Source organism: Enterobacter sp. CPE_E1241 (assembly GCF_045618265.1).
In the GTDB taxonomy this organism is placed as follows: Bacteria; Pseudomonadota; Gammaproteobacteria; order Enterobacterales; family Enterobacteriaceae; genus Enterobacter; species Enterobacter adelaidei.
On the sequence record NZ_JBIWYV010000001.1, the window covers coordinates 2186254 to 2202003 of the forward strand.

The following is a 15750-nucleotide window of genomic DNA, read 5'->3' on the forward strand; positions in this document are numbered from 1 at the left end:
ACTTGATATTTATGGCATTAAACCCATCGTAACCTTTGGTGGTTGTCTGGAATAGATTGGCATTATGGGTGGCATTGAAAATTTATTCCTTGAGCAAGCATCCGCTAAGATGCCAGTGCTATAATTGCTATTATTTTTAGGTGGTACAACAGGGAATGAGCCATCTTGACCAGACAAAAATATATCAGTGCGATTATTCTGATCGTGGTTTGCACAACCTCACTGTTTACCGCGCTGGCTGTTCGTAACGTGCATGATTTACAGAACTATCTGGGGTACGTTGCTGAAAATGGGAAATCGGCACTTTTTCATGAAGAGTCTATTAACCAGAATATTGCCACCCGGCTCTCGCGCGAGTTTTATCGTCGAATAGCCGATCCGGACTCTGACGATAGCGAACGGGCATCAATATGTCAGCAGTTAGAAACCGAGGGTAATATTTACGGATTCAATCTGTTGAAGAAAAACAGGAATAACCTTGAAGGTACCCTGCAAACCCGCAATACCTCGTGTAACGAGTGGGCGGGAGACATTGGCGCACTTTCGGTTATTCACACCGCTGATCGCGCAGCCCAGTCGAAGTACAGCTTTTCAAATTATTCCGGCTATACGTTCAGGAACATCAGATACTATATCGATCTTGCTCATAACTATATTTATATTAATCAGCTAGTTAATACCCACAACTATACCTTCAGTAACTGGCTTGAGGGTAATAATGGCAGCATCAATATTGCACATAGCGCACACACGATTTCGATTGATGATAATGCCCTTAAAGATCTACTGAAGGGGGAAACCACGCTGTCTCATATTTATCAGGATGGCTACACCCGCAATAATATTATTAGCATGCTTACCCCGGTATTTCTGGGTGATAAAGTAAAAGGCATTCTGATTACAGACATCAATGTTGACGATCTGGTCGTTTCGTTTAATACTGTCGATCGTCCGTTGTTATGGCGATTCCTTTCTTTATATGTCACTGATAATGGAACCGGCATCCATATTGCTTTCCATAAGCCATATATCAAATCTTTTGCTTTGATCAGTTATGAAGATTCACTCACCCAGTATTACACTCTGCATGTGAAACTGGATGCTTTCTACGTCATTATTGCGAATTTATGGCTGTTTCTGCTTTATCTCCTTGGTACCTGGGCATTATGCCGATATGCGTATAAGCAGTTAATCAGACAAACGTTGCTTTCCAGGGATAATGTGACGGACGCAATGACCGGACTGTATAACAGAAAAGTCATTACACCTGAGCTGGAACATAAAATCCGCTCACTCGTTGACAGAGCTATCCCTGTCACGATCATCGCCATTGACAGTGATGGCCTCAAAAGAATCAATGATTCTCTCGGTCACCATATGGGGGATAAAGCGATACAGACGCTGGGGATGGTTCTTGGCAATGTCATTCGTAAAAGTGACTACGGTATCAGGCTTGGGGGCGATGAGTTCTGTTTACTTCTTATCGATTATACGCTGAATAAATCCCGCGAAGTTATTACCCGTGCGCAGAAGCAATTACTCACGATTGACCCGGATAAACTGGTGGCATTTTCCTGGGGGGCATATCAGTTGCGGCCTGGAGACACGCTGGATGTCGCGATGCTGAAAGCCGACGAGTTACTCTATCAGCATAAACGCAGCAAATATGAAGAACTCCGATAAACACGCGTGCATGAGTCAATATTTCTTGCACGATAGCGCTCAGAGTAATCTGATTAAGGACGATCTAAGGCCGAACTGTATGGTGGCATGCCATTACATGGGTGATGTATTTTGGCTTTTTTACGATCGCTTCGGGTAGATATATTCCGCTAATCCCTTTGACAGTACATCGAAAACTAATTTGCAGCACCGACTATTACGCAGGTCTTCGTGCATAACGAGCCATGTATCAAGGTATAAAGAAAAGAAATGTGGAAGTATCCGCTGTAGCGGAATAGGTTCATTGGCAAGTGGTACCTGGCATATGCCAATGCCTGCACCGGCGCGAATCAGGCTCAACTGAGCCACGTCGCTGTCAGTGCGTATAGAAAAGAGATCCCGATTTAGCTGCGGGTATTTTGTCAATACATTACGGATGAAGGGCGTATTCCGATCAAAACCAACCAGCGCGTGTTTCAACAGATCTTCGGTACTTTCAGGCGCGCCATGTCGGGCAAGATAAGCAGTGGACGCGTGTAGACCGAGCTCAATGCTACCAACGCGACGAGCAATAAGCTGCTCCTGTATTGGCGTCGTCATGCGTATCGCAATATCTGCTTCTCTATGCAGTAAATCCTGAACCCGATTGGACAGCACTAATTCAATCGTGATTTGCGGGTTGGATTCCCTGAGCTGTGCAATGAGTGGCGGGAGTACCTCGACACCAATAATCTCACTTGCAGAGACACGTACTACACCGCGAATGGACGCGCTGCTAGCACCAACGTTGGCCGCTGTACGCTCCAGGGTGTTAGCCGTACTCTCCATCGCTTCGGCATGTACCCTCAACGCCTGCGCAGTTTCAGTTGCCAGCAATCCCGTTTGCGACCGCGTGAACAATACCTGGCCGAGGGCAGATTCCAGTGCAGCTATGTGCCGACCTGCCGTTGGTTGCGTAATACCAAGCATGCGCGATGCACCGGAAAGAGACCCTTCTCTGAGCACCGCAAGAAATGTTCGGTACCACTCCCATGGAATAGATGTCTTCATACAAATTTGTATACCTGCCCTATATTGATATGCAATACCATTTAGCTCTGCCTGTACTTATGCTGTCAATCTAAAATCAGCAAAGAGGCAAATACGATGGAAACCAGAGGGAAGGTCTTAATACTTGGCGCTACAGGCGGTATTGGTGGTGAAACTGCTCGACAACTCATTCGGGAAAAATGGGAGGTACGTGCATTAAAACGAGGAAGCCATGGAAGCGAACTTAATGGCGAAATCCAGTGGATAGCGGGCGATGCTCTCGACAAAGAACAAGTCGCCTCTGCGGCGAAAGACTGCTCTGTGATCGTACACGCCGTCAACCCACCCGGCTACCGAAACTGGCAGCATCTTGTATTGCCTATGCTGCGCAACACAATCAATGCAGCAGAACGAAATGGATCCTTGATAGTGCTTCCAGGTACCGTTTACAACTATGGCCCTGATGCCTTCCCGCTGTTACGAGAAGATGCTCAGCAAAGGCCAGTCACAAGGAAAGGAGCGATCAGGGTACAAATGGAAAAAGAACTTGAGGCCTATTCACAGCGTGGCGGACGGGTTCTGGTCGTCCGCGCGGGGGATTTCTTCGGTCCACACGCTGGTAATAACTGGTTTTCTCAAGGTTTGATCAAGCCCGGCACGCTGCCAAAAGTAATTTCTAATCCAGGTACGGCTGAAACAGGTCATCAGTGGGCCTATTTACCTGATATCGCGAAAACTATTGCTGCATTGCTGGCGCGACGTGAAGAACTTGAGCCATTTGCGCGATTCCATATGCAAGGACATTGGGATCCCGACGGCAGCCAAATGGTCAGGGCGATACAACGTATCACCGCACACTATGGCGGTGTTGCCAAAATACACTCATTTCCGTGGTGGTTTATGCACCTGGCAGCACCTTTCAACGCAACCTTGCGCGAACTTCTGGAAATGCGGTATCTGTGGCGTCAATCGGTCCGCCTGGACAATACGAAACTCGTGACTTTTTTAGGTGCCGAGCCGCATACCCCTCTTGATGAGGCTGTTCGTATGACATTACAGGGACTGGGATGCCTCACAGCACGAAGCGGACGATCTAACTGAGCCAAAGGTCTGCTTTGAGCGAGAAGCGATCGTGATTGTTGCCGCTGACAGGTGACAAAGATGCCAAAATTGGGCGTGGTGATTCAGTGAGTCGTAGGATAAATTCAGGGTTCAATTTCAGATAATTAAGGAAGCAGGTATGTCGCAGAATTTACCGGGAATTGACGTTTTGTTTGTCGCTGGGTTTGGGCCCATCTCGCAGAACGCAGAAGTCAGTTCCGGGTTTTATGTACAGGTACTCGGTCTGCCGCTTAAGCCAATGGAGGGTAACGGCGATTATCTGCTATCGGAAAACAGGCTGAAGGGTGTAAAGCATTTTGCCGTCTGGCCGTTATCACAGGCCGCCACTTCATGTTTTGGCTCTGAGGAGTGGCCAGCCGAACACCCAATCCCGCAGGGATGGATTGAATATGAGGTTCAGGATCTCGATTCCGCTACCCGTATCTTAAGTGAGAAGGGGTATCGCCTGCTGGTGGCTAACCGCACAGAGCCCTGGGGGCAAACTGTGACTCGTCTGCTTAGTCCTGAAGGGTTGCTCACAGGGCTTACGATAACACCCTGGCTTCGCGGATAAACATCCGTCCGCTTCTGGCACTCAGGTGACCTACATAATGGCGATCACGGAGGCTCAACTGGACAGTAAGATGTTTTTGTCCAGTTGTACCTGCCTGTGGCATTTATCTCAGTAATACCTGAATCAGCTGAACGAAGATATACACTGTCGCTGCCACTTGTATAGTCCGGAACCCCCATCTGAGATAGCGCCATTCCTGGCGTTCTCTGGCATCAGCTGCTTCAATAACGGGGTCAGAACATTTTCTTTTCCTGGCCCTGAATTCATCGATTACCCACAAGATGAGAATAAAGATAATGATGGTTTTCTGAAGGATGGGATTATCCACAAAGAGTGACTCCGGCCTGCCCGCTGATACAAGCAGAATAGATGAACCACCTTCACGTAGCCACCACTAAATGTAGGGGTGATATTCGTTTTCGTTCTGGTGGATTTTGCGGTGATTCTGTCCATGGCAGTTTGCTCCCCTGCTATCTGACCGGCAGCGATGAGCGAGAAGCGGAAGTTAGCTACTCTGTTCAACGTCCCTAAATTCAGCCTTTATTACCCAGTTTTTCGCGAGTAGGACCATCAAAATAGATGCTACTAATGTGGCAACTACGCGGTTGAGCCAACACAAAGCGAATTGTTTCCCAGACCGAGCGCCCATTCATTAAACGCTCCCCCATTTTGAATTGGTCATCGACAAACGTATCTAATCCTGTCACTTCGAAATCTGGGGGATATAACCCAGTCACACGTATATTTTCTTCGGATAACTGGTGTGAGAGTTTAGTTGTAAACCCGCTAAGGCCGTGTTTACTAGCAAAAAATGCGGGATGCGCAATTGAATCTGTAAAATTCGGAATCCCACATGAAGATATAATTGAGACTATATCCGCACTTTCTGAACGTCTTAAACTGGGTAGCAATGCCTGAGTCAGTAGAATCGAACCTGTTAGTCCTGAGCTGACAGTATTGATAATTTCTGTGTCTGGTTGATCGTCTAACGTTCCAGATAACCACTGAGCAGCATTGAGGATTAAAATGTCTATGGGCTTGTCTGAAGTTAACAACTTTGAAGAGAACTGAGAAAGGGATTCAGGCTGGGTTAAATCACAGATATATCCTTTCGCAATTCCGCCTTCAGCCGAGATGATACTGCAAGTTTTTTGAATATCATTGGCACGCCTCGCGCAAAAATCTACCTCGACGCCTTCTCGTGCCAACCACACGCTCACCGCCTGACCAAATCCCGCGCCACCACCGGTAATCACAGCCCTCTTACCTTTTAGCATCTTCATTCATCCTTTCTTAATGACTATGTATGGATGAAGATATACATGAGGAGAGGGATTGGCGTCTTTCAGTTAGTGCCATTTTTAGACGACGGGTTGGATAAGTTGTACTGCAATCTTTTTAATAGCGTGTCAGTCAGTCAGTCCGTCCGCTCTGAGCGAGGAGCGGACATTAACAATGAATTATTTATGGTTTTTTTTCATTTCTCCAGCGAGCCAAGCCTTCAGCCGATTTCGCTAACCGAAGTAAAGGTTGTGCAGGAAAGCTTTGCTGACGTTGGATTGTGACAAAGAAGTCAGTGACAACTGAAATGAATGAGGTATCTGCCATATTGTGATTCGATGACAAACTCTTCATGCAGGGAGCCATACCACACTGGTGGGCTAGTGATGAGGCTATAGAACAGTGCATTACCGGTCATTTCATTGAGATCATCTATGAAATTTGCGAGGATATTCTGCTTCAATGAGGATGGCAGAAGCTGCATGTCCTCATGTTCAAAGAACCATATTTTCACTGTTTCCATAACTATTTTTTGAGAACATTCTTTAAGTTGTGGGTGCCAGTATGCGGCCGGAAACTTATTTGTAATGGATGAATGGTACATCGCCAAAGAAGTCAGCATGCTGTCGCTTTTCTCAAGTTTAACTACAAAATAGTCTGATACACGGTTTGCCGCATCATTCATACAACCTACAGCTCGCATAAACCCTGTAAGTCGTTCCGCATACTTATCCATTTTTCCTCTTTAAGCTCGTTGACGTAGCTGAATTCATGAACAGGACTTCATTATTGATAGTAACCTTTCAGGACATTACAACATAATTGTAAGTTCACGTGTTAAACAGCATGAGGGAACATTAAATCCTTGAATAGCTCCCGACTGATTAAAACAAGCTGTTTTAACAACTTCCGCTTCTGGCACTCAGCGGACAAGATAGCTGAGCTTAAGGTCCGCTGAGAGCGATCAGCGGACGTTCCTAATTCCTTTAAACAATCATCCGGGGAGGATATGATAAAAATATTCAGCTATAAAGCCTAAAGGGAGTGGACATGACATTGTTTGAGGAATGTAAGGACCTGCTCAAGACAGATTTTAATGTTATGGAAGGGGATGATTTGAGTGCGGTAATGGATATTTTTCATCAATATCCATGGTATAGCGGTGATCTCAAATGGTCGGAAATGGACTTTAGCGATTATGAACCTAGTCATGAGATGTTTAACGTGAGCGACTTAGGCAATGAAACTGTATTTGTCGTAGCGGATGATGCGAATGTGCCCGTGTTCAGAACCCATCTACAACTCATTGTCGATAATATCTACGATGTCATCGCCCTGTCACCTAACCTATTTATTTTTAACGATAAGATAATGATTAAGCCTTTATTCCCTCATGATCTTATAAGGGTTGGTCTGCGAAAGTGATGAGCAGAAATGCTGACCAGCTCCCCGTTGATCAACTAAGACTGTTGTTCTCCACGTCCGCTCCTGGCACAAAGCGGACATCATTGTCTGTAACTGGGCCATTGTTCATTCATAGCATTTTGACGACATCATCTAACCAGTCTGGAAGATATTCTCTATACCAGTTGAGATACAAAGGAATGCTTGCTTTTTGCCGCTCATTGAGCAGCACAATGACTTCTGTGACAATCCATGCTTTGGCAATAGCGTTTAGAAATAGCAATAAATGCTCGCTTCGTTCCCAGGCCTTTTATCAGAGGCGCAAGGTCGATAGCGGCACTCCCTTTTCCAAATCTTTCCCAGTCGAAAAGAACTAAAGCACCGTTTTCTCTTCTTCCCCAGTTACCGGCATTGCTATCGCTTGATACCAGGTATTGGTTACCAAACAAAACATCACTATATTTCTGAAAAAGCCGTAGCTGCTGTGCAGTTTTATCAGGTAATGCCAGGAGCTACAGCCAACCCTTCAACCATAAGCAAGTCAAAGCCCTTAGCGGTAGAGCGTTTTTTCGGCCACCGGAATAATTAGCCTTGATTGCCAGTCCGCAAGCGTCAACTGTGCGAGCTTGCCCAGCGCGGTATAAAACGGATGCCCGGCGTTGTCGACAAACACCGACAGGAAGCGGGTGCTCCACGGCAACAGGTGCCAGGCCAGAAGCTGATCGCACTGCGCCTTGCGGCCATTCTCGGCCAGCCACGCCGCAAGCAGCAGCACGGTACCGAAATGATCTTCCGGTTCGTTCTGCTGCATCTCAAAGGCGATATTGTTTTCCCGCATCCACTGGCGCAGCGCGAGAGTCGAGTCGCCAAACAGCACGGATTCGCGGTCGAGCCAGACGGAACCCCATGGCGGAGCGGGCAGGGCGTAAGGGCCGATAAACAGCCGTTGCCAGGCGTCCGTCAGCGGCTCATCGGAAGATAAGGCAAACGTATCGGCAACAGGCAGCAGCGTTTCCGATGGCAGGGGCCAGTCCTGAACCCATTCACCAGCGCAAAGGGCCTGCACCAGCGGTGCAGCCTGCTCGCTGTCAGGAGAAAAATAAAACAGCGCGCCCAGTACCCGGGCGCTAAACGCTAACGATTCACGATGCGATATGTCTTTCATTAAACCTTCCTTGCTCGCGCGAATGACGTCCGCGCGACTGTGTTAACCTATAATACTGACCATAGAATAAACCATGGTCTTGCGTTTCACCCTCTACACCTTCTCGATCTGCACCAGATTGGTATGCTGCGGATTGCCTTTTGCCAGTGGTGACGGGCGGTGAGTTGTCAGTGTGTTGATACAAGAGCCGTGGTCGATACGATCGCCGTTCATACTGGCGTCGTGCCAGGCTCCCTGTCCCATGGCACTCACGCCGGGCATGATGCGCGGCGTGACTTTCGCTTCAATTCTCACCTCACCGCGATCGTTAAAGACGCGCACCGTATCGCCGTTTTTAATGCCACGTTTTTCAGCATCAACAGGATTAATCCAGACCTCCTGACGACAGGCCGCTTTCAGCACGTCGACGTTGCCATAGCTCGAATGAGTGCGAGCTTTAAAATGGAAACCGAACAGCTGCAGCGGGAATTGGGTGCGCTCGGGAGCATCCCAGCCGTCAAACGTCGAAGCGTAAACCGGAAGAGGGCTGATGGTTTCATCTTTGGCCAGTTCCCAGGTTGCCGCAATCTCTGCAAGTTTGCTGGAGTAAATCTCAATCTTACCCGAAGGGGTTTTCAGCGGGTTAGCCTCCGGGTTATCGCGGAATTTTTTATAAGCCACAAAGTGCCCGTTGGGATCTTTGCGCTTATAGATGCCCATTTGTTTCAGTTCATCATACGACGGCAGCTGCGGATCTTTTTCGAGCATTTTGGCATACAGATACTGCAGCCACTGTTCCTGGGTACGGCCTTCCGTAAATTTCTGATGAATATCAGCCCCAAGACGTTTCGCCACCTCGCTCATGATCCAGTAGATAGGCTTGCGTTCAAACTTCGGTGCGGTCACGGGCTGAAGGAAAATCAGGTAACCCATGTTCCCGGCGTAATCATTGGGAATGATGTCTTCCTGCTCGACGGTCATGAGATCCGGCAGCAGGATATCGGCGTATTTCGCCGATGACGTCATGAAGTTGTCGATCACCACGATGGTTTCGCACCTGGTTTCGTCCTGCAGGATGTCGTGGGTTTTGTTGATATCTGAGTGCTGGTTGATGATGGTGTTGCCTGCATAGTTCCAGATAAATTTGATGGGCACATCAAGCTTATCTTTACCGCGAACGCCGTCGCGCAGGGCGGTCATTTCCGGCCCACGAGCGATGGCATCCGTCCAGCTAAAGCAGGAGATTTGCGTTTTTATCGGGTTATCCGGCAGCGGCATTCGCTCGATGGTGATGGTATACGTCGACTCACGCGCGCCGCTGTTACCGCCGTTGATCCCCACGTTTCCGGTTAAAATCGGTAACATGGCGATGGCGCGGGCTGTCAACTCGCCGTTAGCCTGACGTTGTGGCCCCCAGCCCTGACAGATACAGGCCGGTTTTGCGGAGCCAATTTCGCGCGCAAGCTTAATGATGCGGTCTGCCGGTATGCCCGTAATGCGAGAGGCCCATTCCGGGGTCTTGGCTGTCTGGTCGTCACCCTGGCCGAGAATATACGCTTTGTAGTGACCGTTAGCGGGAGCGCCTTCCGGGAGCGTTTTTTCGTCGTAGCCAACGCAGTATTTGTCCAGGAAAGGTTGGTCAACCAGGTTTTCGTCGATTAATACCCAGGCGATACCGGCCACCAGTGCGGCATCGGTGCCTGGACGGATCGGGATCCATTCATCTTCACGTCCTGCAGCGGTGTCGGTGTAGCGCGGGTCGATGACGATCATGCGCGCGTTGGAACGCTCGCGAGCCTGCTCGAGGTAATACGTAATCCCGCCGCCGCTCATGCGGGTTTCCGCCGGGTTATTGCCGAACATCACCACCAGTTTGGTGTTTTCGATGTCAGACGTGCTGTTGCCGTCATTGCTGCCGTAGGTGTACGGCATCGCGCAGGCGATTTGCGCGGTACTGTAGGTGCCATAATGACTCAGAAAACCGCCGTAACAGTTCATCAGGCGCGCGACCAGAGAAGCATAGGGGGAGGAGCGGGTGATATTGCCGCCAACAATACCGGAGGAGTAGTTAATGTAAACCGCCTCGTTGCCGTATTTTTCCACCACACCTTTCAGGTTGCGGGCGATCGTATCCAGCGCTTCATCCCACGAAATACGCTCGAATTTGCCTTCACAGCGTTTGCCCACGCGTTTCATCGGGTAGTTCAGACGGTCAGGGTGATTGATCCGACGCCGAATAGAACGCCCGCGCAGGCAGGCGCGAACCTGGTGATTACCGTAAATATCCTCACCGGTGTTATCGGTTTCGACCCAGTACACTTCGTCGTCACGGACATGCAGACGCAATGCGCAGCGGCTACCGCAGTTGACCGAACAGGCGCCCCAGACCACTTTATCTTCCACAGGGCTTATGGCGTTTTGCACCGCAGCGGCGGCGCTTTTCACGCCAAAGGGCAACGATAAACCACCGGCGGCAAGCGCCAGAGAACCTAAGGCAGTAGATTTCACGAGTGTTCGACGGCTAATTCCGCCGTGATGTTCAGTATCGGACATGGCTCACCCCATCATTATAATTGCGTATTATTTTTCCCGTAATTACAACCGGGCTAATGATGGGGTGAGTGTTACTTATTTGGGGGTATTAAATATTAATCCTCATCAAATCAAAGGGGATTGAGGGTGAATTACTGAGCTTCAGCAGCACCGTTGCCCGTACGGGTGTACAAGATTTTAAAGGTATCGTTGGCGCAATGACCCACCACCTGCGTGCCCGGCTGGTCAGCCTGGTCGTTTGGCACAATGCTCAGGGTAAAACCTGACTCCGGCACGCCGTTGTTGATGATTTTCTGCTGAATGTCGCTTTTCACGCGTTCGCAGGAATCCGGTGCCGCCAGCGCGGCCGTTGAAGCACTCATTAACAGCAGGGCGGTAATCCAGGGTAACCGTTTCATCTGTAGCTCCTTATCTCTGTGTGTAGATTAATTTTAGCAGGCTTCGTGTAAACAACTGTATTTGCTAATATGATTGGGAATAATCTCTCTGTACGGTAATGAATGTGAATAAATACGCAGCGATAACGCTACTGGCAGCGACACTGGTGGGGTGTGATAACAACACCGCGCCGCTGTCGTTTACCCCCGAGATGGCGAGCTTCTCTAATGAGTTTGATTTTGACCCTCTGCGCGGTCCGGTCAAAGACTTTACCCAGACGCTGTTCAATGAAAAAGGGGAAGTGTCTAAACGGGTCACCGGCACCGTGTCGACAGAGGGATGTTTCGATACCCTGGAATTGCACGACCTCGAGGCTAACACCGGTGTGGCGCTGGTGCTGGATGCCAACTACTACCTTGATGCGGAAACTCAGCAGCGCAAAGTGAAACTGCAGGGAAAGTGCCAGTTGGCGGAATTACCATCAGCCGGGGTGACGTGGGATACCGACGATAACGGTTTTGTGGTGGCGGCGCACGGCAAAGAGATGGAGGTGAAGTATCGCTACGACGCGGACGGTTACCCGCTGGGTAAAACCACCGTCTCCGGGGATCAGCATTTATCCGTTCAGTCGACACCGTCTAAGGATATTCGCAAAAGAATGGATTACTCAGCAGTGAGCATGCTGAATGACAAGCCGTTGGGCAACGTGAAGCAGAGCTGCGACTACGATCGTCATAATAATCCTGTCAGTTGCGATCTCACAATAACGGACGATAGCGTCAAACCCGCCGTTGAGCGCAAATACACGATCAAAAACACGATTGAGTACTACTGAGCATAAAGCCGCGCAGGTTACTGCGCGGTAGGTTTCAGCAGGCTGGCACTGGAGGTTTTGTGTCCGGCCAGGTGCTGGTGCTGGAAGATGCACATGCGAATGGTATTGCGGTATTCACCGTTGATAAAGAATTCGTGAATCAACTCACCTTCCACCATAAAGCCCAGCTTGCGGTAGATGTGAATCGCTTTTTCGTTCTCTTTATCGACTATCAGGTAAAGCTTGTAGAGATTCAGGACGTTAAATCCGTAATCCATCGCCAGCTTCGCCGCGCGTGAAGCAAGACCTTTCCCCTGATGCTCAGGTGAAATAATAATCTGAAACTCTGCCCGACGGTGAACGTGGTTGATTTCAACCAATTCAACAAGCCCGGCTTTTTCACCTTCACACTCCACCACAAAACGACGTTCGCTCTGATCGTGTATGTGCTTATCGTAAAGATCGGACAGCTCGACAAAAGCTTCGTAAGGCTCTTCGAACCAGTAGCGCATTACGCTGGCGTTGTTATCGAGCTGGTGGACAAAGCGCAGGTCTTCACGCTCCAGCGGACGGAGTTTTATATCACAGGGCGCTGACATTAAGGCGCTACCGTGCGGCCAGTACGGCGATCCAGGCAGCGCAGGGTATTTGGCTCCCAGTAAGCATTAACGTTTGCACTTTGCTGGCATTTATCACGCGCGTCAAAAGCGACATCCTCTTTGTCCCACTCTTTTTCCGCACGTTTGTTAACCTTCTGACGAAGGTTGCGGGTGTCATTCCATTGTTCTTTGTCCATGGCGGCGTTCTGGCGGCTCTGCGCGCTATCACCAGACTCAATAACGAGTTTACTGGTTTCCGCTGTTGCTGAGGCGGCAAAGGCGAACGATGACAGCGCCAGCAGGGCTGTCAGACAAAGGCGTTTGCTTAATGTAGTCATCGCGTTTCCTTTTAAGTGAGTGCAGATAATCACGTTATCCCGTTCAGATTCTACACCAAAGTAAAATTACGTCATACCCGTAGCCAGGGTATGGAAAAGTAAAGGACATCATCAGGTATGATGTCTAAATAAATCCTCATACAACGTTAAATATGATCAAAACCACACTCCTTTTTTTCGCCACCGCGCTCTGCGAAATCATCGGATGCTTCTTGCCCTGGCTCTGGCTGAAGAAGGGCGGAACGGTCTTGTTGCTCATCCCGGCCGGCGTGGCGCTGGCGCTGTTTGTCTGGCTGTTAACGCTACACCCGGCAGCCAGCGGTCGTGTCTATGCGGCTTACGGTGGAGTCTATGTCTGTACCGCACTGCTGTGGCTGCGCGTGGTGGATGGCGTAAAACTCAGCGCATACGACTGGGCCGGCGCGCTGATTGCCCTGTGCGGTATGCTGATTATTGTTGCGGGATGGGGGCGAGCCTGAGCGCCCGGTTTTTGTGACCGCTCGCTGATTTTATGATCATTATACTTGTATGGTAGTAGTGTAGTTGAGTAAATTTCCAACATCACAACCAACGATGTAAGGAAAGGAATTATGAAGATTGTCGCGGCTGACGTGTTTGTTACCTGCCCGGGGCGGAACTTTGTCACGCTTAAAATCACTACCGACGAGGGGATTATCGGTCTTGGCGACGCCACGCTGAACGGGCGCGAACTTTCCGTAGCGTCTTATCTGAAGGATCACCTCTGCCCGCAGTTAATTGGTCGTGATGCCCACCGCATCGAAGATATCTGGCAGTTTTTCTATAAAGGTGCTTACTGGCGTCGTGGCCCGGTTACCATGTCGGCCATCTCTGCCGTGGATATGGCATTGTGGGACATCAAAGCCAAAGCGGCGAACATGCCGCTCTACCAGTTGCTGGGCGGCGCGTCCCGGGAAGGGGTGATGGTTTATTGCCACACCACCGGGCACACCCTTGACGACGTGCTGGAAGATTACGCCCGTCACAAAGAGATGGGTTTTAAAGCGATCCGCGTCCAGTGTGGCGTACCGGGCATGAAAACCACCTACGGCATGTCAAAAGGGAAAGGGCTGGCGTATGAGCCTGCCACGAAAGGAGACTGGCCGGAAGAGCAGCTTTGGTCCACCGAAAAATACCTCGACTTCACTCCAAAGCTGTTTGACGCGGTACGCAGTAAATTTGGTTTCAATGAACATCTTCTGCACGACATGCACCATCGTCTGACGCCCATCGAAGCGGCGCGTTTCGGCAAAAGCATCGAAGAATTCCGTATGTTCTGGATGGAAGACCCCACGCCTGCGGAAAATCAGGCGTGCTTCCGCCTGATCCGCCAGCACACCGTTACGCCAATTGCGGTGGGTGAAGTGTTTAACAGCATCTGGGACTGCAAGCAGCTCATTGAAGAGCAGCTTATCGACTATATCCGTACCACCATTACCCATGCGGGGGGGATCACCGGGATGCGCCGCATCGCGGATTTTGCCTCGCTCTACCAGGTGCGTACGGGTTCACACGGCCCGTCGGATCTCTCGCCAGTGTGCCATGCGGCCGCGCTGCATTTCGACCTGTGGGTACCGAACTTTGGCGTGCAGGAATATATGGGCTATTCCGAACAGATGCTGGAGGTCTTCCCGCACAGCTGGCGCTTTGATAACGGTTATATGCACCCGGGCGATAAGCCGGGCCTGGGTATTGAATTTGATGAAAAGCTGGCAGCGAAGTATCCGTACGATCCTGCCTATCTGCCGGTGGCCCGTCTTGAAGACGGCACGCTGTGGAACTGGTAAGTGAGGAACGAACGATGAAAAGCATAGTGATTCAGCAGCCGAACCAACTGGTGATTGAAGAGCGTCCACGCCCGGAACCTGCTGCCGGAGAAGTGCGTGTCAGCATTAAACTGGCCGGGATTTGTGGCTCAGACAGCCATATTTACCGGGGGCATAACCCGTTTGCGAAGTATCCGCGAGTGATCGGCCATGAATTTTTTGGCGTCATTGATGCAGTGGGCGAGGGCGTCGACAGTTCGCGCCTGGGCCAGCGCGTCTCGGTTGACCCGGTGATCAGCTGCGGGCACTGCTATCCGTGTTCCGTCGGAAAACCGAACGTCTGCACCTCGCTGGTGGTGCTGGGCGTTCACCGTGACGGCGGCTTCAGCGACTATGCGGCAGTACCTGCTAAAAATGCCTGGCCTATCCCGGACGCGATCCCGGATAAACACGCCGTCATGGTTGAACCCTTCACCATTGCCGCCAACGTGACGGGGCAGGCCAACCCCACCGAGCAGGACGTTGCGCTGATATACGGCGCAGGACCGATGGGGCTGGTCACCGTTCAGGCGCTGAAGGGCGTCTACAAGGTGAAGCAGGTTATCGTGGTTGACCGCATCGATGAACGCCTGAAAATGGCCCAGCGCAGCGGCGCGGACTGGGTGTTGAATAACGGCGAGCAGTCGTTGCAGGCCGCGCTGGAGGAAAAAGGCATCAAACCGACGTTAATCATTGATGCCGCCTGTCATCCGGCGATTTTGCAGGAGGCCATTACGCTGGCCTCTCCGGCGGCGCGCATCGTGCTGATGGGCTTCTCAAGCGAGCCAAGCCAGATTGCTCAGCAGGGCATCACCGGTAAAGAGCTGACGATTTTCTCTTCACGCCTGAACGCCAACAAATTCCCGGTCGTCATTGACTGGCTGGAAAAGGGACTTATCGACCCTGAAAAATTGATTACGCACACCTTTGACTATCACCACGTAACAGACGCCATCGAACTGTTTGAAAAAGATCAGCGGCAGTGCTGCAAAGTCTTGCTGACATTCGACAAATAATAATTCACGCGGTTAAGAGCCTGCGCAGACAGGC

17 protein-coding genes and 1 pseudogene are annotated in these 15750 nt (G+C 50.2%); 8 read left to right on the plus strand and 10 right to left on the minus strand.

Annotated elements, in window-relative coordinates; all coding sequences use genetic code 11:
* Positions 1-165 precede the first annotated feature (165 nt).
* Positions 166-1683: a diguanylate cyclase DgcJ gene (dgcJ, locus tag ACJ9Y9_RS10680; protein ID WP_028017384.1), complete on the plus strand. Its 1518-nt coding sequence runs from the start codon at positions 166-168 to the stop codon at positions 1681-1683.
* A gap of 120 nt (positions 1684-1803) precedes the next feature.
* Here the strand turns inward: dgcJ and ACJ9Y9_RS10685 are convergent, their stop codons facing one another.
* Complete coding sequence (locus ACJ9Y9_RS10685) at positions 1804-2712, minus strand: LysR family transcriptional regulator (RefSeq protein WP_028017385.1); 909 nt, start codon at positions 2710-2712, stop codon at positions 1804-1806.
* A 96-nt stretch (positions 2713-2808) separates the two neighbouring features.
* On the opposite strand from ACJ9Y9_RS10685, the gene ACJ9Y9_RS10690 reads away from it, so the two are divergent.
* Positions 2809-3792: an NAD-dependent epimerase/dehydratase family protein gene (locus ACJ9Y9_RS10690; RefSeq protein WP_028017386.1), complete on the plus strand. Its 984-nt coding sequence runs from the start codon at positions 2809-2811 to the stop codon at positions 3790-3792.
* 139 nt (positions 3793-3931) lie between these two features.
* Positions 3932-4366 carry a VOC family protein gene (locus ACJ9Y9_RS10695; protein WP_028017387.1) on the plus strand — a complete coding sequence of 145 codons (435 nt, stop codon included), beginning with the start codon at positions 3932-3934 and terminating at the stop codon, positions 4364-4366.
* Positions 4367-4469: 103 nt separating this feature from the next.
* Here ACJ9Y9_RS10695 and ACJ9Y9_RS10700 read toward each other — a convergent pair whose 3' ends face one another.
* The 3 genes from ACJ9Y9_RS10700 to ACJ9Y9_RS10710 form a co-directional block, all read right to left on the minus strand.
* On the minus strand, positions 4470-4694 hold the full coding sequence (locus ACJ9Y9_RS10700) for a hypothetical protein (protein WP_028017388.1): 225 nt from the start codon (positions 4692-4694) through the stop codon (positions 4470-4472).
* Between the two features lie 205 nt (positions 4695-4899).
* Complete coding sequence (locus tag ACJ9Y9_RS10705) at positions 4900-5643, minus strand: SDR family oxidoreductase (protein ID WP_028021364.1); 744 nt, start codon at positions 5641-5643, stop codon at positions 4900-4902.
* A gap of 296 nt (positions 5644-5939) precedes the next feature.
* Positions 5940-6383 (minus strand): hypothetical protein, encoded by a 444-nt coding sequence (locus ACJ9Y9_RS10710; RefSeq protein ID WP_028017579.1) that lies wholly within the window; start codon positions 6381-6383, stop codon positions 5940-5942.
* Between the two features lie 314 nt (positions 6384-6697).
* On the opposite strand from ACJ9Y9_RS10710, the gene ACJ9Y9_RS10715 reads away from it, so the two are divergent.
* On the plus strand, positions 6698-7072 hold the full coding sequence (locus tag ACJ9Y9_RS10715) for a hypothetical protein (RefSeq protein ID WP_028017578.1): 375 nt from the start codon (positions 6698-6700) through the stop codon (positions 7070-7072).
* Positions 7073-7181: 109 nt separating this feature from the next.
* Here the strand turns inward: ACJ9Y9_RS10715 and ACJ9Y9_RS10720 are convergent.
* The 4 genes and pseudogenes from ACJ9Y9_RS10720 to ACJ9Y9_RS10735 all read right to left on the minus strand — a co-directional run.
* Positions 7182-7563: pseudogene (locus ACJ9Y9_RS10720) on the minus strand (phosphotransferase family protein); the annotation flags it as partial.
* 38 nt (positions 7564-7601) lie between these two features.
* Positions 7602-8216: a Tat proofreading chaperone DmsD gene (dmsD, locus tag ACJ9Y9_RS10725; RefSeq protein WP_028017577.1), complete on the minus strand. Its 615-nt coding sequence runs from the start codon at positions 8214-8216 to the stop codon at positions 7602-7604.
* A gap of 93 nt (positions 8217-8309) precedes the next feature.
* The gene (gene ynfE / locus ACJ9Y9_RS10730) at positions 8310-10748 is read right to left on the minus strand and encodes a selenate/tellurate reductase subunit YnfE (protein ID WP_407226102.1); all 2439 of its coding nucleotides are present in this window, start codon (positions 10746-10748) and stop codon (positions 8310-8312) included.
* 131 nt (positions 10749-10879) lie between these two features.
* Positions 10880-11146 carry a DUF1161 domain-containing protein gene (locus tag ACJ9Y9_RS10735; RefSeq protein WP_028017576.1) on the minus strand — a complete coding sequence of 89 codons (267 nt, stop codon included), beginning with the start codon at positions 11144-11146 and terminating at the stop codon, positions 10880-10882.
* Positions 11147-11250: 104 nt separating this feature from the next.
* Here ACJ9Y9_RS10735 and ACJ9Y9_RS10740 point away from each other — a divergent pair, with 104 nt between their 5' ends.
* Entirely contained in the window at positions 11251-11961 is a 711-nt protein-coding gene (locus ACJ9Y9_RS10740; RefSeq protein WP_028017575.1) for a YnfC family lipoprotein, read from the plus strand.
* Positions 11962-11978: 17 nt separating this feature from the next.
* Here ACJ9Y9_RS10740 and speG read toward each other — a convergent pair whose 3' ends face one another.
* Complete coding sequence (gene speG, locus ACJ9Y9_RS10745; protein ID WP_028017574.1) at positions 11979-12539, minus strand: spermidine N1-acetyltransferase; 561 nt, start codon at positions 12537-12539, stop codon at positions 11979-11981.
* Positions 12539-12877 carry a DUF1283 family protein gene (locus ACJ9Y9_RS10750; RefSeq protein WP_028017573.1) on the minus strand — a complete coding sequence of 113 codons (339 nt, stop codon included), beginning with the start codon at positions 12875-12877 and terminating at the stop codon, positions 12539-12541. The genes speG and ACJ9Y9_RS10750 overlap by 1 nt, the downstream gene beginning before the upstream one ends.
* Positions 12878-13029: 152 nt before the next feature.
* Between ACJ9Y9_RS10750 and ACJ9Y9_RS10755 the strand changes: the two genes are divergently transcribed.
* The 3 genes from ACJ9Y9_RS10755 (at position 13030) to ACJ9Y9_RS10765 (ending at position 15716) form a co-directional block, all read left to right on the plus strand.
* Complete coding sequence (locus tag ACJ9Y9_RS10755) at positions 13030-13356, plus strand: YnfA family protein (RefSeq protein WP_028017572.1); 327 nt, start codon at positions 13030-13032, stop codon at positions 13354-13356.
* 111 nt (positions 13357-13467) lie between these two features.
* Positions 13468-14682: a D-mannonate dehydratase ManD gene (gene manD, locus ACJ9Y9_RS10760; RefSeq protein ID WP_108090004.1), complete on the plus strand. Its 1215-nt coding sequence runs from the start codon at positions 13468-13470 to the stop codon at positions 14680-14682.
* A gap of 14 nt (positions 14683-14696) precedes the next feature.
* Positions 14697-15716, plus strand: a complete 1020-nt coding sequence (locus ACJ9Y9_RS10765) for a Zn-dependent oxidoreductase (protein WP_028017570.1) — start codon at positions 14697-14699, stop codon at positions 15714-15716.
* The last annotated feature ends 34 nt before the right edge of the window (positions 15717-15750 follow it).